Genomic DNA, 16,893 nt, shown 5'->3' on the forward strand with positions numbered 1-16,893 from the left:
GACCCACCCCGCCCCGGAGCCGGCCGGCCGCCGGGTCAGAAGTCGAAGAGCGCGCCGGCCTGGCGCAGCAGGGCGCAGCGGTTGCCGAAGGTGTACGCGAAGGTGACCGGCTGCCCCTTCCAGGTGCCGGTGGCCCGTGCCGTGACGGGCGCGTACTCCAGGGTGCACAGACCCGGATCCGCGTCCAGCCGGTCGATGTCGGCGTCGACCGGCTCCAGCAGCTCGCAGGCCTCGTCCGGCCGGGGGTGGGTGCCGCGGACCTCGGGGTAGCAGCCGAGGGTGACGGTGCGGTCGGCGGTCTCGTCCGTCGGTTCGCCCGGGTGGACGGTGAGGGAGAGTGCCGACGCGGCAGGCCCGGGGGCCGGGGCGGGGCCGGGCTCGGGGGCGGCGCTCGCGGCGGGCGGTGCGGGCGGTGCGGCCGGTGCGGCCGGAGCGGCAGGGGCGGCAGGGTCGGGGGTGGCGGACAGTGCCGGGGTGGCGCCGGACAGGGTGGCGGCGAGGGCGAGGGCGGCCAGCAGGCGGGCGGCCGAGGGGCGGGGTGTGGATACCATGCCCGGCCAACGCCGCCGGGCGGCCTCCGGTCACGCCGGGGCTGCCCGGTGGCCGGGCTCCGGGCCGGGCCACCGCGCGCCGGCGGGCGGGCCGCCCGGTGCCCGGTCAGCCCTCCTTGACGACCATCGTCTTGGCGGCCTTGTCGTGCAGGGCCTGCTGGAGCGGCTTGTCCCAGAGCGGCCAGAGCACGTTGAGGAGCGAGAACAGCGAGCCGATGCAGTAGACGGCGCCGGGGAGCGCGTAGACGGCGGCGCGGGTCAGGAAGCCGCTGTCGGCCGGCGCCCCGCCGTGGGCGAGGTCGACGACGCGCAGCCGCATCGCCTTCTTGCCGAGCGTCTGGCCGCCCTGGGTGGTCAGCATGACGGCCTCGTAGCCGAACGCCAGCACGGCCGTCGCCACCGAGTACAGGATCGACGAGTTGATGGCGATGTAGAGCACGATGTTCGGGACGATGAGCACCAGCACGTCGATCAGCCGGGCCACGAACCGCTCGCCGATCGGCGCGATCCGGCGGGCGCCGGGTATCGGCGCGCCGCCGTACGGGTCGGGCTGGCCCAGCCAGTGCGGCCAACCGCCCTGCGGCTGCTGGGCGTAGGGCTGCTGCGGAGCGCCGTAGCCGCTCGGGGGCTGCTGTCCGTACGGGTTCTGCCCGTACGGGTCGGGCTGTCCGTACGGGGCCTGCTGACCGTACGGCGGCTGCTGGCCGTAGGGGCTCTGCTGTCCGGGGGGCGGCTGCTGGCCGTAGGGGTTGGACGGGTCGTACGGGTTCTGGCCGCCGGTCGGGTAGCCGTGGCCCGACGGATCGTTGGTGCTCATGTGGGCTCTCTTCGTGTCGCGAGCGCGTTGCCGTTGCGTCATTGTCCCGGCGGGCGCGGGTTGCCGGAAGGTCCCGGCGCGGGTTGTCGGGCGGGCCGCCCGGATCGGGGTGACGGAAGGTCGCCGTTCCCCGACGGCACGGGACTTGTGGCCGGGCCGGGCAGGGCCGGCTGAATCTCTACAGCACTGTAGAGGACGGCAAAGGCCGGGTAAAGCCAGTGGGTGATGACGGATCGCGGAACGATCGGCCACTGTTCGGGAACGACATGGGTTTGCAAGTACGCGCAAGCCGCTTGCGTGCCTGGCGTAAGCTCTCCGCCATGACACGACGACTTGCCGAGGTGGCCAAGAAGGTCGGGGTGAGTGAGGCGACGGTCAGCCGCGTGCTCAACGACAAGCCCGGCGTCTCCGAGGCGACCAGGGCCGCGGTGCTGACCGCCCTCGACGTGCTCGGCTACGAGCGGCCCACCCAGCTGAGGGGCGAGCGGGCCCGGCTGGTCGGTCTGGTGCTCCCCGAACTGCAGAACCCGATCTTCCCGGCGTTCGCGGAGGCGGTCGGCGGTGCGCTGGCCGGCCACGGGTTCACCCCGGTGCTCTGCATCCAGACCGCCGGCGGGGTCTCGGAGTCGGACTACGTCGACCTGTTGCTGGAGCAGCAGGTGTCCGGTGTCGTGTTCTTCGGCGGTCTGTACGCGCAGGGCGACGCGCCGCACGGGCACTACGCGCGCCTGGCCGAGCGCAGCCTGCCGACCGTGCTGCTGAACGCCGCGATCGACGACCTCGACTTCCCGCGGGTCTCCTGCGACGACGCGGTGGCGGTCGAGCACGCCCTCGGCCACCTGCGGCAGTTGGGCCACCGCAGGGTCGGGCTGGTGCTCGGCCCGGCCGATCACGTGCCCTCGCAGCGCAAGCTCGCGGCGGCCCGGGCGGTCGCCGGCCGGCTCGGCCTGGAGCTGGGCGAGGACTGCGTCGAGCGGGCCCTGTTCTCCCTGGAGGGCGGCCAGGCCGCGACCACCCGGCTGCTGCGCCGGGGCGTCACCGGAGTGGTCTGCGCCAGCGATCCGCTGGCCCTCGGCGCCGTCCGCGCCGTCCGCCGGGCCGGGCTCACGGTGCCCGACGACGTCTCGGTGGTCGGGTACGACGACTCGTCGTTCATGATGTGCACCGATCCGCCGCTGACCACGGTGCGGCAGCCGATCGACGCCATGGGCCGCGCGGTGGTGGAGCTGCTGGTCGGCGAGATCGGCGGCGTCAGGGTCACCCATGACGAGCTGCTCTTCGAGCCGGAGCTGGTGGTGCGCGGGTCCACCGCGCCGCCGCGCGAGCGCGACTGACGGGGCGTCCGGGCGCCGGGTGCGAGGGGGCGGGGTGCCTTCGGGTGCCCGCCCCGCTTCCGTGCGTGCACGGCCGCACGGCCGCACGGTCCGTCGGCCCGGCCGGAGCGGCACTGCAACTGTTCGGTGGTATCACGCAAAAAGGCGACCGGGCATTGCCGGTTCTCCGGTTCCGACCGCGCCGCCGGGCCGTCGGGCGGGCCGGGAGCGGGCGGGGATCGCGGGGATCGGGGGGTCAGCAGCCGTTGATGGTGGGCGGCACGACCAGCCCGGCGGCCACCACGGTGTCGCCCTGGACCTTGACGGTTATGGCGTACGGCTTGGTCGGCGCCGGGTCCGACGCCCCCAGCGGGAGCGTCTTCGGGAGCTGGGAGTCCTTGACCGGATCGCCCAGGTGCGCCACCGAGAGCACCGCCGTGCACGCCGAGGGCGCCGGCGGCGCGCTGTTCGGGGCGAGGCCGTCGGCCGGGCCCAGCGTCACGGTGATGCTGTCCAGCGGGCGGTAGTCGTAGACCGAGTGGGTCGCGGTGGCGGGCCCGGCACCGGCGATCCGCACGGTGAACCGGGTGATCCGGAGCGTGACGGGCCCGCAGGTGCGCTCGCTGTTGGTCGTCTTGAGGTGCAGACCGTCCAGATCCATCACGATGCCGGGGGAGATGGGCCGCTCGGGGCCGAGCAGCCGGGTCAGGAACCGGGCGGCGGTGGAGTCCCCGACCATCGCGGTGTCGTAGCAGGTGGCGGTGGGCGCCGGCGTCGCGGTCGGCGAGGGCGTCGAGGCCGTCGAGGTGGAGACCGTCGCGGTGCCGTTCGCGGTGGTGGCCGACGCCGTACCGGTGGCGCCCGCCGGGCTGCCGTCCGCGGCCGTCCCGCCGGTGGCGCTCGAACAGCCCGCCAGCACCAGGGCGAGCAGCACCGGCACCGGGCCGGCCGCTCGCCGGATCCGGGACGCCCGCCCGGCCAGGGACGCGCGCTGGGAACCCACACCCCACCCCCTCGTGAAGCCCACCCCTCGTGGTGTGAGTCCGATGGTGGCAGAACTCGGACCCGCCCAGCGGCAGAACGCCGGAAACCGCGCGCCCCGGCACCGCCTGCCCCGGCCCGACCCCGGCCGTCCGTGCCGTCGCCGCCGGTCACGGCGGGTGGCCCGGAACGGGCGCTGGATAGGGTGCGTACGGACGGGTGCGTGCGGAGCACCCGCGCACCGCCACGTCGAAGGGACCACGCCATGCCGGCCGCACCTGCCTCCGGACCCACACCCCGGCCGTCGCTCACCCGGTTCGGACTGGGCACCGCCGCCGTCGGCCGGCCCGGCTACATCACGCTCGGGCGCGACCTCGACCTCCCGGCCGGGCGCACCGTCGAGGCGCTGCGCCGGCGCACCCACGACCTGCTCGACGCCGCCTACGCGGCCGGGGTCCGCTACATCGACACGGCCCGGTCCTACGGCCGCGCCGAGGAGTTCGTCGCCGAGTGGCTCGCCGCGCGGCCGGAGGCCGCCGCGGAGGTGACCGTCGGCAGCAAGTGGGGCTACACCTACACCGCCGGCTGGCGCACCTCCGGGGTGCCCGTGCACGAGGTCAAGGAGCACACGGCGGAGGTCTTCGACCGTCAGATCGCCGAGAGCAGGGCGCTGCTGGGCCGGGCCCCGGACGTGTACCTGGTGCACTCGGTGACGCCGGACAGCCCGGCGTTGACCGACCCCGCCCTGCACGGGCGGCTCGCCGGCCTCGCCGCGGAGGGCGTCCGGATCGGCCTGTCGACCAGCGGCCCGGCGCAGGCCGCCACCGTCCGGGCGGCCCTGGAGGTGCAGGTGGCCGGCCGGCCGCTGTTCGCCGCGGTGCAGTCCACCTGGAACCTGCTGGAGCCCTCCGCCGGGCCGGCGCTGGCGGCCGCGCACGACGCGGGGTGGCTGGTGGTGGTGAAGGAGGGCATGGCCAACGGCCGCCTCGCCGACCGCAACGCCACCGGGCCGGACACCGCCGCACTGCGGGCGGCCGCCGCCCGAGCGGGTACGACCTGCGACGCCGTCGCCCTGGCGGCCGTGGCCGCCCAGCCGTGGGCGGACGTGGTGCTCTCCGGCGCGGCGACGGAGGAGCAGCTGGCGTCCAACCTCGCCGCCGCCGCGCTGCGGCCCGACGCGGCGCAGCTCGCCGGGCTGGCCGCGCTGGCCGAGCCCGCGCAGGAGTACTGGCGGGATCGCGCGGCGCTGCCCTGGGCGTGACCGCCGACGGGCCGGCCGGGCCTGCCCCCGGGTGTGTCAGTGCCCGCGCGGGCCCGGCGCCAGCTCGGTGAGGGCGCGGTCGAGCATGTCGGCGAAGAAGTCGGCGGCCGCGCGGTCGAGGCAGAGCGGCGGCTTGATCTTGAGGACGTTGAGGTGGTCCCCGGTGGGCTGCACGACGACGCCGAGTTCGAGCATCCGGTCGCAGAGCTCCGCGGTCTCCTCGGGGGCGGGTTCGAGCGTGTCGCGGTCGCGCACCAGCTCGACGCCCAGGTAGAGGCCGGCGCCGTGCACGGCGCCGATCACGGGGTGGCGGTCCGCGAGCGCCCGGAGCCGGTCCCGCAGGTGGGTGCCGACCCGCAGCGCGTTGCCCTGGAGGTCCTCGTCCCGCAGCGTGTCCAGCACGGTGAGACCGGCCACGCTGGAGACCGGGCTGCCCCCGGTGGAGGAGAAGAAGTACCCCTGGTCGCGGTAGCGGTCGGCGATCTCCCGCGAGGTGATGACGGCGCCCAACGGATGGCCGTTGCCCATGGCCTTGGCCACCGTGACGATGTCCGGCACCACGCCCTGCTGCTCGAACCCCCAGAACCAGCTGCCGAGCCGGCCGTAACCGACCTGGATCTCGTCCGCGACGGCCAGGCCGCCGTGCCGCCGGACGGCGCCGTACACCTGGCGGAGGTAGCCGTCCGGCAGGGCCACCGCCCCGGCGTTGCCGTAGAAGGACTCCGAGATGAAGGCGCCCGGCGCCCGGCCGGCCGCCGCCAGGTCGTCGACGGCGCGGACGGCGTCGGCCGCGTAGGCCACCGCGTCGGCGCCGCGGTGGCGCCCGCGGTACGGGTTGGGCGAGTCCACGGTGTGCACCCAACCCGGTCGGCTGGTCAGGGCGTTGGGGTTGTCGGCCACCGAGGTCGAGACGGCGTCCGAGGCGTACGTCCAGCCGTGGTACGCCTCCCGCAGGGCCACGACGTCGTGCCGGCCGGTGGCGCCGATGGCCAGCCGCAGCGCCAGGTCCACCGCCTCGGAGCCCGAGTTGACCAGGAACACCGTGTCGAGCGGGTCCGGCAGCAGGGCGGCCAGGCGCTCGGTGAACTCCACCACCGAGGCGTAGTGGAAGCGGGAGTTGGTGTTCAGCCGCCGCAACTGCCGTGCCACCGCCCGCTCGACGCGCGGATGCGCATGGCCCAGCGGGGTGACGTTGTTGACGATGTCGAGGTAGACCCGCGCGTCCGTGGAGACGAGGTGGTGGCGCCAGCCGCGCTCGATCCGCGGCGGGTCGTCGTAGTAGTGCTCCTGGACGGTGGCGAAGGAGGCGCCGCGCCGGTCGAGCAGCTCCGCGGGCGGTGGCGCCGGCGCGGCGGCCGGCAGGCCGAGCAGGGCGGCCGGATCGGCGGTCAGGGCCAGCCAGCCGGCCGCGTACTCGGGCCGTACCAGCGGCGGGGCGGCGGGGCTGGGCCGGCGCCGCAGGGCGAGGTGCACGCGGCTCCCGGCGGGCAGGGCCGCCAGTGGCTCCCCGGCGCGCAGCGCGGCGCCGGCGCGGGCCCGCGGCTCGGCGGGCCCGTCCCAGGTGACCTCCAGCAGGTGGAGGCCGCAGCCGAGGGTCGCGCGGCCGGGCGCCGCGTCGAGCACCTCGCCGTCCCGGGGCGCGCGGAGCTCGGCCGGGCCGCCGAGCCAGAGGTCCATGCCGGTGGCGACGGTCGCGGGCGAGTCGGCGCGGAGCGGCGCGGCCGCGGTGAGCCGGGGCCGGCCGTACCGGGTGGCCACGGCGGCGGTGCCACGGGCGAGCAGGTCGGCCGCCAGCCGCTCCTCGGTGCCGGCCTCCAGCCAGCTGCCGTGGTCCAGCACGTCGGAGTCGGTCGAGAGGTCCAGCACGGCGATCGAGTCCGGGGCGAGCCCCGCCACCAGCGGGCGGCCGACCGGCAGCGACGGGGCCGGCCGGGCGGGGAGCCCGAGCGCGTCGGTGACCAGCCCCGCCATCACGGCGGAGGGCACCGAGACGGCCTGCTCGAAGATCCGCCACTCGTCGGCGAGCGCCGCGCGGGCGTAGGCGTTGTCGCCGTCCACCTCGGCCTGCTGCCGGCCGCTGACCACCAGGGTGGCGGCGCGCAGCACGACCAGCGGCCAGAGCGCCGCCGCCTCCTCGGGGGCGAGCGGGCGGACGGCGTGGAAGCCGCGCACGGCGGGCAGGACGTGGTGGGGCTCCATGCCGGCGTGGTGCAGCACGGAGGAGAGGCAGACGGCGAGCTCGCCGACGGCCCAGCTGTGCGTCAGGTCGCCGAAGTCGATGATCCCGTCGGGGAGGTTCGCGCGGCTCCCGGGGGCGCGGACCAGGTTGTCGTCGGTGAGGTCGAGGTGCACGGCCTGCCGGGGCAGGCCGTCGGCGAGCTCGGAGACGTCCGCCCAGGCCCCGGCCGTGGCGGCCGCCACGGTGCTGCGGCGGTCCGCCTCGCGGACGTGCGGCAGCAGGGCGTCGACGACCCGGTCGGCGTGCTGCGGGTCCCACTGCAGGACGCGGTCCAGCCCCGGGTGGCGGAAGTCGCGGAGCGTGTTGCCGACCCGGCCGGCGATGCCGCCCATGGCCGCGACCGTGCGCGCGGAGAGGTGCCGGGGCCCGGAGAGGGCCCCGCCGGGCAGGTAGCGCAGCAGCCGCGCGGTGACCGGCCCGTCCTCGGTGCGGACGGTCGTCGCCTGCCGTGCACCGACGAGGTCGCGCAGGACGGTCGCCACCCGCAGCTCCGGGTGCGCTGCCGCGATCAGGTCGGCGGCGGTGTCCTGGGCCTCGATCTCGGTGGCGCCGAACGCCGGATTGGCGATCTTGAGCACGGCCACGGGGGAGCCGTCGCCCCGGCGCAGCAGGAAGTTGGTGTCCTGCTGGCTCCCGAGCGCGTCGGCGCGCACCGAGAGTCCGAAGGCCTCGGCGGCGATCCGGCGTGCGTCCGGGCCGCTCACCCGGGGGGCCGGCAGGGCCTTGCGGGCGAAGAAGTCGACGCCGGAGGGCTGGTCGTGGGGCATGCGGCGGTTCCTTCGGCTGGGCGCGGTCGGCCGGGGGCGGCGCGGTGCGGGGCCGCGCGCCGGTCGGATCGGCGGCGGACGGGTCGGCGGCGGCGGACGGGAGCGGCCGCGTGGGGGCGCGTCGGCCGCGTGAGGGGCGTGGGTAGGGCGCGTGGGGCCGGTCGGCCGCGTGGGGCCGCGGTGGTCGGGCCTCAGCCCACGTCCCAGAAGAACCGGTGGGTGTGGATGCCGAAGTAGGGGAAGTTGTCGATCGCCGTCACGCCCTCGACCGGGCGGGCCACGTCGTTGATGAAGTCGAGCAGGGCGGTCGGGCTCCGGCAGACGACCTCGGTGAAGAGGTCGAAGGTGCCGGAGGTCAGGACGGCGTAGACGACCTCCTCGTGGCGGGAGAGTGCGTCGGCCACCGCCCGCGGATCGCCGTCGACCCGGATCCCGAGCAGCGCCATGGCCTGGCCGCCCATCGCCATCGGGTCGGTGACGCCGACGACCTGGACGACCTTGGCGTCGATCAGCCGTTGCAGCCGGAGCCGGGCCGCGGACGGCGACAGGCCGACCTTGGGCCCCAGGTCGGCGTAGGGGATGCGGCCGTCGGCCTGGAGCTCCCGCAGGATCGCCCGGTCGGTCCCGTCCATGGCGTTCACCGCCCCGCAGCCCGGGCGGAACGGCCGGCCGGCCCGGCGGCCGGAGTGCAGGAGCGGTGCATCGGTGGTCCTCCAGGGTCGGGGTGGGATTGACTCTACGATCGATTCGCGTGCTTCGGCAATGTTTCACGCTCGAATCGATCGTGGAAGACGTGGAAAAGGGTGCGAGGGGCGGCTGGAGCCGCTCGGCGGTCGGGGGCCTGCGCCCGGGGTGGGGCCCGGGGGCTACAGGGTCGCCCGGGTCAGCACGCCGACGAGCCGGAGAATGGCCTGTCCCCACGGCGTCGCGGCGATGAGTACGCCGAGCACGACGCAGAGGAAGGCGGTGAACTTCTCGTCCGCCCTGGTCCGGGCTTCGGTCCGGCGGGCGAGCCGGATGAGGATGATGACGGCGAATGCCACGGTCGCGCTGACGGTCAACGGCGTGTCCCCGTTCGTGCGGGTCGGTCGGCGGATCGTCGGCCCCGCTCGGCGGGTCTCTCCCGCGGGCCGGTGGGCGGTCGGCGCATCCATGACACCAGCCGCCACCGGCCGGGGAGTAGCCGCGCACGGGAGCGCGACGGCGGCGCCAGGCGCGGGCCCTGCTGCCGGTCGTACCCGCCGGTGTCCGTCCGGGGCCGGCGCGCGGCGCGGTCGCGGTCCGGGCGCGTCCGGTCGCGGGTCGGTGCGGAGGTCGACGGAGGGGCCGGCAGAGGGGTCGGCCGGGACCGGTGTTCTGTCCAACTGGCCCAGTGGTCCATACCATTGACGGCGTGTCGGGCGGCGTCTACGGTTTCCGGTACCGGCCTGGCGAAGGCATGCCAAGAACTGTCGTGGCCAGCGCACCCCCACGCGCTTCCTGTCGCCGGGCGCACTCTCCATCCCCCCACGGAGGAGCATCATGCGCAGACGTCAGATCATCGGTGCCGCCCTGGCCGCGGCCGCGGCCGTGCCGCTCGCCATGGCCGCACCGGCCAGTTCGCACGGTTTCATCAACCTCCCGCCGAGCCGGGCCGCACTCTGCGGGACGGGCGCCGTCACCAACTGCGGCGACATCCAGTGGGAGCCCCAGAGCGTCGAGGGGCCGAAGGGCTTCCCGGCCAAGGGCCCCGCGGACGGGACCATCTGCGCGGGCGCCGACGCGCGCTGGGCGCCGCTCGACAACCCGCGCGGCGGGAAGTGGCCGACCACCAAGGTGACGGCCGGCCAGCAGCTCAACTTCACCTGGGAGATCGAGGCCAGGCACTCGACCACGAACTTCCGCTACTTCCTGACCAAGCCCGGTTACGACGCGACCCAGAAGATCACCCGGGCCAGCCTCGACCTGACCCCGTTCCTGACCGTTCCCTACAACGGCCGCCAGCCCGCCGCCACGACCACTCACACCGCGACCCTCCCCACGGGCCGCACCGGGCACCACGTGGTCGTCGCGGTCTGGGACGTGGCCGACACGGCCAACGCGTTCTACTCCTGCACCGACGTCCAGTTCTGATCCGATCCGGACGCTCACCCCGTGCGCCGGGCCCGCCCGGCCGGGCCGCCGACCGATCGACGGTCGGCGGCCCGCGGGGCGGCCACCCGCGGCAGCCCCGGCCGCCCCGGCCCGCGCGTCAGGCCGGGGTCGTCAGCCGGCCGGCCGGGCGAAGGCCCCGCCGGGGGCGAACGCCAGGCGGGCGAAGTTCTCCGCGATACGGCGGTGCGCCGCCGGATCGGGGTGGACTTCGTCGGGCAGCGGCAGCTCGGCGTGGTCGGCGGGGCCGTACAGCGCGAGCCCGTCGAGGTAGTGCAACTGCTCGTCCTCGGCCGCGCGTTCGGCGACGATCCGGGCGAGCTCCGTGCGGATCACGGTGAGCGTGAGCCGCCCGGCGGCACGTTCGGCCGGGTCGCCGGTGGCCCGGAACTTCAGCGTGCCGCTGCTGAAGTCCGGCGCCAGCGGGCCGGGGGTGTCCTCCTGGACGGGGCAGAGGACGGGGGAGACGACCAGCAGCGGCGTCGTCGGGTGGCCGTCGCGGACGGTGTCGAGGAAGCCGTGGACGGCGGGGCCGAAGGCGCGCAGCCGCATCACGTCGGCGTTCACGATGTTGATGCCGATCTTGACGCTGATCAGGTCGGCGGGGGTGTCGCGCATGGCGCGGGCGGTGAACGGGTCGAGCAGTGCGCCGCCGCCGAACCCGAGGTTGACCAGGTCGACGCCGCCGGCTGCGGCGGCCAGGGCGGGCCAGGTCGCGGTCGGGCGGTCGGCGTTGGAGCCGTGGCTGATCGAGCTGCCGTGGTGCAGCCACCGCCGGAGCCCGCTGTCGGGCGCGGGCGTCACGGGTGCGTCGGTGTGCAGGGCGACCAGCTCGGTGATCTCGGTGTGCGGGAGCCAGATCTCGACGGTCTTGTCGCGCGCGGGCAGTCCGGTGAACCTTGCGGTGCCGGTCGGGCCCTCCCGCAGCTCGGCGGTGCCGGCGGCCATGTCGATCACGCGGGTGTTGCCGCCGGCGACGGTCGTGTGCGCCGTCGGACGGCCGTCGACGAGCAGGTCGTAGACGCCGTCCGCCGGGGCGGGCAGGCCGCGGTAGAGCCGCTTGGTCGGCAGGGTCTCCAGCTCGACCACGGTGGCGCGGGTGCGGAGGGCGAGGCGGACGCCGGACGGCTGGGCCTCGGCCATCGCGAGCTGGGCGTCGGGCACCTGGCGGCGCGCCCGGGCGGGCAGCCGGTGCGGGAGCAGCCCGTGCGGCGTGCGCTCGACGTCGAGGTGTCCGCGTAGCAGGTCCGCGGTGACGGGGGTGGTGATCAGGGGGTGCGCGGTGCTCATCGTTCCAGTCCGGTCTTCGGGGTGACCGCCCTCGGGACGGTCGTGTTCGGGGGGCCGCTTTCGGGCCGGCCCGCTTCGGGGGCGTGCCGTGCGGCCGGGTTCAGCGGGCGGCGCCGCCGCGCAGCAGGGCGTCGAGGGCGTCGACGATCCACTCCCAGGACTCCTGCGGGTCGACGGGAGTGTGGGCGAAGCTCCCGCCCGTCTCCAGGCTGACGTAGCCGTGGAAGACGCTGCCGAGCATCCGGACGGCGTGCGTCTGGCCGGGCTCGCTGAGGTCGTAGCCGCGCAGGAGCGCGCGGGTCAGCTGGGCGTGCCGGACGCCCGCACTGGCGGCCGCCGTCTCCGGGTCGAGCGGGTAGCGCATGGCGGCGTAGCGCCCGGGGTGCTCCCGGGCGTAGTCGCGGTAGGTGTCGGCGAAGGCGGCCAGGGCGTCCTTGCCGGCCCGCCCGGCCACGGCGTCGGCGGCCCGGTCCGCGAGCTCCGCCAGGGCGAACAGGGCGATCCGGGTCCTGAGGTCGTGGGAGTTCTTCAGGTGCGAGTAGAGGCTGGCGGCCTTGACGTCGAAGCGCCGGGCCAGCTCGGACACGGTGACCTGGTCGAAGCCGACCTCGTCGGCCAGCTCGGCCCCGGCCAGGGTCAGCCGCTCGGGGGTCAGGCCTGCGCGAACCATCATGTTCCCTCCATTTGCCTATGGTCATCATGCGCTTGCCTACAGCCTATAGGCAAATAGATTGGTCGTTCAGGCCGTGGCCTGACGGGCCCAACATCCGCCCGACGGGCCGGCAGGGCCGTGGCCGGGGCGGGGCGGGGACGGGCCGGGACGCGGCGGGGCGGTGCACCCCGGTGGCCGCGCGGATACGCTGGCGCCGTCCGCCGTCGTCCCAGCCGTACCCTCCGCGCAGGCCGCACCGTCGGCTCCGCCGCCGAGGTGTCGAGGCGCCACCCGTGAGGCCCGCATGAACCACTGGCCGGTGCTGTCCGCCGTTCCCCGGCTCGTCTGGGCCTCGCTCGTCGGTGCGGTGACGGGGGCCGCCGTCGGCCTCCCGGCCGGGGCGCCGCTGGGCATCCTCGCCGGGATCGCGGCGGCGGAGACGGTCTTCGTCGTCGCCGGGTGGCTGGTGCTGTGGCCGATGGACGCGGCGAGCACCCGGCGCAACGTCGGGCGCGAGGAGTTCCGGCCGGTGGTCGAGGAGCTGGCCGTCGTCGCGGCGGCCCTGTGCGGGCTGGTCGGCATCGTGCTGCTGCTCCTGGTCGGCCGCTCGGACCAGGGGCCCGTCGCGGCCGCCACGGCGCTCTGCGGCGTCTTCATGGCCTGGGCGGCCCTGCACCTGATGTACGCCACCCGTTACGCGTACATCTACTACCTGCCGCCCGGGGGCGGGATCGACTTCAACACCGAGGACCCGCCTCGGTACAGCGACTTCCTGTACTTCAGCTACAACCTCGGCATGACGTACCAGGTGTCGGACACCTCGGTCTCGACGTCCGCGATCCGGGCGGTCACCCTCCGGCACTGCCTGCTGTCCTACCTCTTCGGTGCCAGCATCCTGGCCACCACCATCAACCTGGTGACGGGCATCGTCACGGGCTGACCGGCGCGGTCCGCAGCGGCCCGGGCCGGGCCGGGCGGGTTCGGTCCGGTTCGGTTCAGTGCGGCCGGTCGGTTACGAGGCGTCGTCGCCGATGGCCAGGACGACCGTGCGCGTCGGGCCCTGGGGGGTCTCGTAGGCGACGGTGTCTCCGGCGCGGCGGCCGAGCAGGGCCCGGCCGAGCGGGCTGTCGGCGGTGACCAGCGTCCGGTCCAGGGCGGTGGCGAGTTCGCCGAGCTGGACGGTGGACTCGGTGCCGTCCGCGAACCGGACCTTCACCGTGCTGCCCACGCCGACCGTGTCGGTGCCGGGCGGTTCGGCGACGGCGGCCTCGCGCAGCCGGCCTTCGATCCCGGTGATCCGCCGGTCCAGGCGGTCGAGTTCGGAGGCGCGCTGCAACTCGTCGGCCTGGTCGGCCTGGTCGCCGACCTCCTTGCCGCCGCGCAGGGTGGCGGCGACCGCCGCGCGGTCGGTGCGCAGCTGGGCGAGTTCGCGTTCGAACGCCTCGCGGGCGACGGCACTGATGGGCTCGGGTCCACCGGTCATTCCGGCTCCTGTGGGTGCAGGCGGCACGGGCGAAGGCCGCGGATGGCCTGCGGCATTCTTCACGATATCGGGTAAATCGCCACGCTGCGACGGCAGCCGCCCGGGGCGGCCGGGGGTGGCACCGGCACGGTCCGGGGCAGCTCGGTCACGGTCACGGTCACGGCCCGGGGCGGCTCGGGCGCGGCGGTCACGGTACGGCCGGGCGGGGGAGCGCCCCGCCCGGCCGACCGGTCAGCCGCGGCCGAAGCAGCGCTTCAGCTCGTCGAGGTCGTAGAAGTAGCTGCCCTTCGCGACGGGCCGGCAACCCGGCTTGAAGGCCGTCTCCTTCTCGTTGTAGAGCATCCGGACGAGGTGGGCGGGGGACTTCCCGCGCCCGCCCGCGTCCTTGGTGAAGAGGTCCCACTGGATGTTGGCGGCCATCGGGGAGACCCGGGCCCCCCGCCACGGGTTGCTCCGGTAGTCGAACGGCTCGTCCGGGGCGGCCGGTTCGGTGCTGCCGGGCAGGCCCATCAGCGCCGCGAGCGGCTCGATCTCCTCGGCGTGGGTGAAGCGGAGCACGGCGCCGTTCCGGCTGGTCCCGCCGGCCTTGGCCTCGGCCTGCTGGAAGAGGTCGTCGAGCAGCACCTGCGCCATCCGGTAGGTGACGGTGCGCCCGCTGAAGGCGGGGCCCTTCCCGTAGAACTCCTCGGCGTCGTCGAGGTAGCCGAACCACTGCGCGTCACGGGTCGTCAGGAACGGCCGGAGGTCGACGTCCGGCGCCTCGTCGCGGAGGTCCGGGGCGGCACTGAAGAGCTGGTAGAGGGCACGGGCGAAGGCGATCCGGTCGGCGGGCGGCAGCGCGGCCGCGAAGCCCGCGGTGAAGAGCCGTCCGGCGACCTGGCCGGCCGCCTGTTCCGTCCGCGGCAGGCCGTCGATCCGGGCGAGCACGGCGGCGAGGTCCGGGTCGCTCGCCAGGTAGGCCTGGTAGTCGGCGTTCTGCGGTTGCTTGTGGAAGTACAGCAGGTCCTTGTCGGTGACCGGGGGTGCGACGACGCCGGCGAGTGCGGGCACACCCTGGGTCAGTCCGGCGGTGAAGGCGTTCGCGCTCGCCACCGCGCGGGGCACGCCCGAGGTCTCCACGACGACCGGTTCGTGCTCGGCGGTGATCGTGCGGAACAGCTCGGGCAGTCGCTCCTCCAGCCGCAGGGCAGTCTCGCGGTGCTCCCGGGCGCCGCGGCCGGAGAGGTTGCCGTAGCCGAGCGCCGCCGCGGCGGCGAGCAACTGCCGTACCTGCGGGGCCAGCTCGGTGCCGAGCGGGGTCAGGGCGCCGTCCTGCCCGGCCTTCTGCAGCACCGCCAGCACCGCGTCCCCGTCGCCGCTGTTGGTCATGGCGCGGGAGCCGTGCCGGGCGACGTTCTCGGTGAGGACCGGGGTGTAGCCCTTCGGCGTCCGCTGGTACTGCTTCGGCCTCCCCTGCGGCTCGTAGGGGGTCTTGGTCCCGTACACGTCGGACGGGCGGTACGCGGCGGAGGCGCCGGAGGCGTCGTGCGCGGCGGCGGTGCCGCCGGCGAGGACGGCGACGGCGGTCAGGGCCGCGGCCATGGCGGCGGAGAGGGGGACGGAGCGGTTCACGACCAGGCCCTTCAGGGAGTGCGGCGACCGACGGTTCGGCCGCGGCCCTGCGCAGCCTGGGGTCACCCGTCGAACGGGCGGTGAGCGGCTCCGCTGCGTCCGGTGAGGCGCGGGTGAACACCGGGCGAACCCCCGTGCCGCCGACGGGCCGTGGGCGGGCCGTGGGCGGGCCGCCGGTGGGGCGCCGGTGGGTCGTCGTGTCCGCGGTGCCCGCGGTGCCCGCGGTGCCCGCGGTGCCCGCGGTGCCCGCGGTGCCCGCGGTGCCCGCGGTGCCCGCGGTGTCCGCTCCGCGGCGGGCCCGCGGACCGGTTCCGCTGCGGCGGAGGGTCGTTCGGCAGGCGTGCGGGGATCTGCCGCACGCCCCGGGGTGCCTCGGTGCGCCCGGAGCTGCACGTCGCAGGTCTGGGCGGGCGGGACCGGCTCTGGGACGGTGACCGCGGCACGATCCGTTCGACGATGGGGGTACCGCATGACACGGCGCTGGCTGGTGACCGGCTGCTCGTCCGGGCTGGGGCGGGCCTTGGCGGCCGCGGCCGCCGACGCGGGGGACACCGTGGTGGTCACCGCGCGCAGGCCCGCGGACCTCGACGAGCTGGTCCGGTCCCGCCCCGACCGGCTCCTTCCGGTGGCACTGGACGTCCGGGACGGCGCGCAGTGCGAGGCGGCGGTGGCGCACGCGGTGGAGCGGCTCGGCGGGCTCGATGTCCTGGTCAACAACGCGGGCAACGGCGTGTTCGGCGCGGTGGAGGAGGTGACGGACGGCGAACTGCGGGACCAGCTCGAAACGCTGGTGGTCGGCCCGTGGCGGCTGGCCGGGCTGGTGCTGCCGCTGATGCGCGCGCAGGGCGGCGGGCACATCCTCAACGTCTCGTCGCTGGCCGGCCGGATGGCCTTCCCGGGGCTGGCCGCGTACGTCACCGGCAAGTACGCGCTGGAGGGCATGACGCAGGCCCTGGCTGCGGAGGCGGCGCCGTTCGGCGTCCGGGTCACAGCCCTGGAGCCGGCCGGGTACGCGACCCGGTACGGCACCTCGCTCGCCGACGCGGCCGGCCGCTCGCCGCTCTACGCGCCGTTCACCGACCCCATGCGCGGGCTGCTCGGGTCGATGGTCGAGGGCCCGACGGTCGGGCGGCCGGAGGACTTCGCCCGGCTGGTGCTGCGGATCGTCGCCGAGCCCGGGCCGCTGCCGGTGCGGATACCGGTCGGCCCGGGCAGTCAGGACTTCGTGGCGGCCGTCCAGGTGGCGGCCGCCGAGGAACTCGCCGCCGCGCGCGCCCTGCTGGACGCCGGGCCGGCCTGAGCCGGTCTCCGGCGGCCCCCTCGGCGCCGGTGGCCGGGCGCGCTGGGCCGGTCGGGGGATCTCTGTCACCCGTTCGCACCGCTGCGGTTGCGAGAGGTGCGAGCCCGGTGTGTTCGTGTGCAAACGTGGCTCGTGCGCCCCTCGGCGGGGCGTTTCCCGCGGCCCGTTCCGGGCCCGGCCTGCCCGCTCGGGCAGATTGACGAGCAGCGATGTGACCTGGAGGTCATGAGATGTCCGTTCGTGGAAAGCTCTGCAAGGTCGCTGTCACCGCGGTGCTGGCGGCCGTTGCCACCGTGGCCGTGCCGACGGCGGCGATGGCGTACGGGGCTCCGCAGCCGTCCTCGGCGTCCGGCCTCTCGACGGGTGGGGCCTCGGTCGGCCTCTTCGGCCCGAAGATCAGCTGGCTCGACGCCTACAGCCGCTCCAACGGCTGACGCCTTCCGGCTCCGGGTGCCCCGGCCGCTCCGTGCGGCCGGGGCACCCGTGCGTCCGGGCCCG

The 16,893-nt window shown here is 75.6% G+C and carries 16 protein-coding genes; 6 read left to right on the forward strand and 10 right to left on the reverse strand.

From position 1 onward, the window contains the following. Positions 1–35 precede the first annotated feature (35 nt). A complete protein-coding gene (locus tag OH807_RS39265) occupies positions 36–551 on the reverse strand; it encodes an SSI family serine proteinase inhibitor (protein WP_406209642.1) in 516 nt (171 codons plus the stop codon). Between the two features lie 106 nt (positions 552–657). After that, the gene (locus OH807_RS39270) at positions 658–1,368 is read right to left on the reverse strand and encodes an RDD family protein (RefSeq protein ID WP_406209644.1); all 711 of its coding nucleotides are present in this window, start codon (positions 1,366–1,368) and stop codon (positions 658–660) included. A gap of 320 nt (positions 1,369–1,688) precedes the next feature. Between OH807_RS39270 and OH807_RS39275 the strand changes: the two genes are divergently transcribed. Further along, positions 1,689–2,702 carry a LacI family DNA-binding transcriptional regulator gene (locus tag OH807_RS39275; protein ID WP_406209646.1) on the forward strand — a complete coding sequence of 338 codons (1,014 nt, stop codon included), beginning with the start codon at positions 1,689–1,691 and terminating at the stop codon, positions 2,700–2,702. Between the two features lie 235 nt (positions 2,703–2,937). Here the strand turns inward: OH807_RS39275 and OH807_RS39280 are convergent, their stop codons facing one another. Further along, positions 2,938–3,684, reverse strand: a complete 747-nt coding sequence (locus OH807_RS39280; protein ID WP_406209649.1) for a hypothetical protein — start codon at positions 3,682–3,684, stop codon at positions 2,938–2,940. 243 nt (positions 3,685–3,927) lie between these two features. Between OH807_RS39280 and OH807_RS39285 the strand changes: the two genes are divergently transcribed. Beyond that, positions 3,928–4,923, forward strand: a complete 996-nt coding sequence (locus OH807_RS39285) for an aldo/keto reductase (RefSeq protein WP_406209651.1) — start codon at positions 3,928–3,930, stop codon at positions 4,921–4,923. A gap of 36 nt (positions 4,924–4,959) precedes the next feature. On the opposite strand, the gene OH807_RS39290 is transcribed toward OH807_RS39285, so the two are convergent. The 3 genes from OH807_RS39290 to OH807_RS39300 all read right to left on the reverse strand — a co-directional run bounded on the left by OH807_RS39290 (position 4,960) and on the right by OH807_RS39300 (position 8,990). After that, entirely contained in the window at positions 4,960–7,929 is a 2,970-nt protein-coding gene (locus OH807_RS39290; protein ID WP_406209654.1) for an aminotransferase, read from the reverse strand. A gap of 191 nt (positions 7,930–8,120) precedes the next feature. After that, positions 8,121–8,561, reverse strand: coding sequence for an Lrp/AsnC family transcriptional regulator (locus tag OH807_RS39295; protein ID WP_406209656.1), 441 nt, complete (start codon positions 8,559–8,561; stop codon positions 8,121–8,123). Between the two features lie 234 nt (positions 8,562–8,795). Continuing rightward, positions 8,796–8,990, reverse strand: coding sequence for a hypothetical protein (locus OH807_RS39300; RefSeq protein WP_406209659.1), 195 nt, complete (start codon positions 8,988–8,990; stop codon positions 8,796–8,798). Between the two features lie 460 nt (positions 8,991–9,450). Here OH807_RS39300 and OH807_RS39305 point away from each other — a divergent pair, with 460 nt between their 5' ends. Further along, on the forward strand, positions 9,451–10,041 hold the full coding sequence (locus OH807_RS39305; RefSeq protein WP_406209661.1) for a lytic polysaccharide monooxygenase: 591 nt from the start codon (positions 9,451–9,453) through the stop codon (positions 10,039–10,041). Between the two features lie 132 nt (positions 10,042–10,173). Here the strand turns inward: OH807_RS39305 and OH807_RS39310 are convergent, their stop codons facing one another. Beyond that, positions 10,174–11,349, reverse strand: coding sequence for a GDSL-type esterase/lipase family protein (locus tag OH807_RS39310; protein WP_406209664.1), 1,176 nt, complete (start codon positions 11,347–11,349; stop codon positions 10,174–10,176). 100 nt (positions 11,350–11,449) lie between these two features. Next, the gene (locus tag OH807_RS39315; protein WP_406211427.1) at positions 11,450–12,019 is read right to left on the reverse strand and encodes a TetR/AcrR family transcriptional regulator; all 570 of its coding nucleotides are present in this window, start codon (positions 12,017–12,019) and stop codon (positions 11,450–11,452) included. Between the two features lie 286 nt (positions 12,020–12,305). On the opposite strand from OH807_RS39315, the gene OH807_RS39320 reads away from it, so the two are divergent. Continuing rightward, on the forward strand, positions 12,306–12,941 hold the full coding sequence (locus OH807_RS39320) for a DUF1345 domain-containing protein (protein WP_406209667.1): 636 nt from the start codon (positions 12,306–12,308) through the stop codon (positions 12,939–12,941). A gap of 72 nt (positions 12,942–13,013) precedes the next feature. Here the strand turns inward: OH807_RS39320 and OH807_RS39325 are convergent, their stop codons facing one another. After that, positions 13,014–13,484 carry a GreA/GreB family elongation factor gene (locus tag OH807_RS39325; RefSeq protein ID WP_406209670.1) on the reverse strand — a complete coding sequence of 157 codons (471 nt, stop codon included), beginning with the start codon at positions 13,482–13,484 and terminating at the stop codon, positions 13,014–13,016. 231 nt (positions 13,485–13,715) lie between these two features. Then, on the reverse strand, positions 13,716–15,095 hold the full coding sequence (locus OH807_RS39330) for a histidine-type phosphatase (protein WP_406209673.1): 1,380 nt from the start codon (positions 15,093–15,095) through the stop codon (positions 13,716–13,718). Positions 15,096–15,564: 469 nt separating this feature from the next. Between OH807_RS39330 and OH807_RS39335 the strand changes: the two genes are divergently transcribed. After that, a complete protein-coding gene (locus OH807_RS39335; protein ID WP_406209676.1) occupies positions 15,565–16,395 on the forward strand; it encodes an SDR family NAD(P)-dependent oxidoreductase in 831 nt (276 codons plus the stop codon). 230 nt (positions 16,396–16,625) lie between these two features. Continuing rightward, entirely contained in the window at positions 16,626–16,829 is a 204-nt protein-coding gene (locus OH807_RS39340; protein ID WP_406209679.1) for a hypothetical protein, read from the forward strand. The last annotated feature ends 64 nt before the right edge of the window (positions 16,830–16,893 follow it).

This window comes from Kitasatospora sp. NBC_01560 (genome assembly GCF_045208415.1).
Taxonomy (GTDB): domain Bacteria; phylum Actinomycetota; class Actinomycetes; order Streptomycetales; family Streptomycetaceae; genus Kitasatospora.

What these genes read in the sequence shown, in the direction of transcription:
- OH807_RS39265 (WP_406209642.1), bottom strand. Translation starts at nt 551, where the DNA reads ATGGTATCCACACCCCGCCCCTCGGCCGCCCGCCTGCTGGCCGCCCTC.
- OH807_RS39270 (WP_406209644.1), bottom strand. Translation starts at nt 1,368, where the DNA reads ATGAGCACCAACGATCCGTCGGGCCACGGCTACCCGACCGGCGGCCAG.
- OH807_RS39275 (WP_406209646.1), top strand. Translation starts at nt 1,689, where the DNA reads ATGACACGACGACTTGCCGAGGTGGCCAAGAAGGTCGGGGTGAGTGAG.
- OH807_RS39285 (WP_406209651.1), top strand. Translation starts at nt 3,928, where the DNA reads ATGCCGGCCGCACCTGCCTCCGGACCCACACCCCGGCCGTCGCTCACC.
- OH807_RS39290 (WP_406209654.1), bottom strand. Translation starts at nt 7,929, where the DNA reads ATGCCCCACGACCAGCCCTCCGGCGTCGACTTCTTCGCCCGCAAGGCC.
- OH807_RS39295 (WP_406209656.1), bottom strand. Translation starts at nt 8,561, where the DNA reads ATGGACGGGACCGACCGGGCGATCCTGCGGGAGCTCCAGGCCGACGGC.
- OH807_RS39305 (WP_406209661.1), top strand. Translation starts at nt 9,451, where the DNA reads ATGCGCAGACGTCAGATCATCGGTGCCGCCCTGGCCGCGGCCGCGGCC.
- OH807_RS39310 (WP_406209664.1), bottom strand. Translation starts at nt 11,349, where the DNA reads ATGAGCACCGCGCACCCCCTGATCACCACCCCCGTCACCGCGGACCTG.
- OH807_RS39315 (WP_406211427.1), bottom strand. Translation starts at nt 12,019, where the DNA reads ATGGTTCGCGCAGGCCTGACCCCCGAGCGGCTGACCCTGGCCGGGGCC.
- OH807_RS39320 (WP_406209667.1), top strand. Translation starts at nt 12,306, where the DNA reads ATGAACCACTGGCCGGTGCTGTCCGCCGTTCCCCGGCTCGTCTGGGCC.
- OH807_RS39325 (WP_406209670.1), bottom strand. Translation starts at nt 13,484, where the DNA reads ATGACCGGTGGACCCGAGCCCATCAGTGCCGTCGCCCGCGAGGCGTTC.
- OH807_RS39335 (WP_406209676.1), top strand. Translation starts at nt 15,565, where the DNA reads ATGACACGGCGCTGGCTGGTGACCGGCTGCTCGTCCGGGCTGGGGCGG.
- OH807_RS39340 (WP_406209679.1), top strand. Translation starts at nt 16,626, where the DNA reads ATGTCCGTTCGTGGAAAGCTCTGCAAGGTCGCTGTCACCGCGGTGCTG.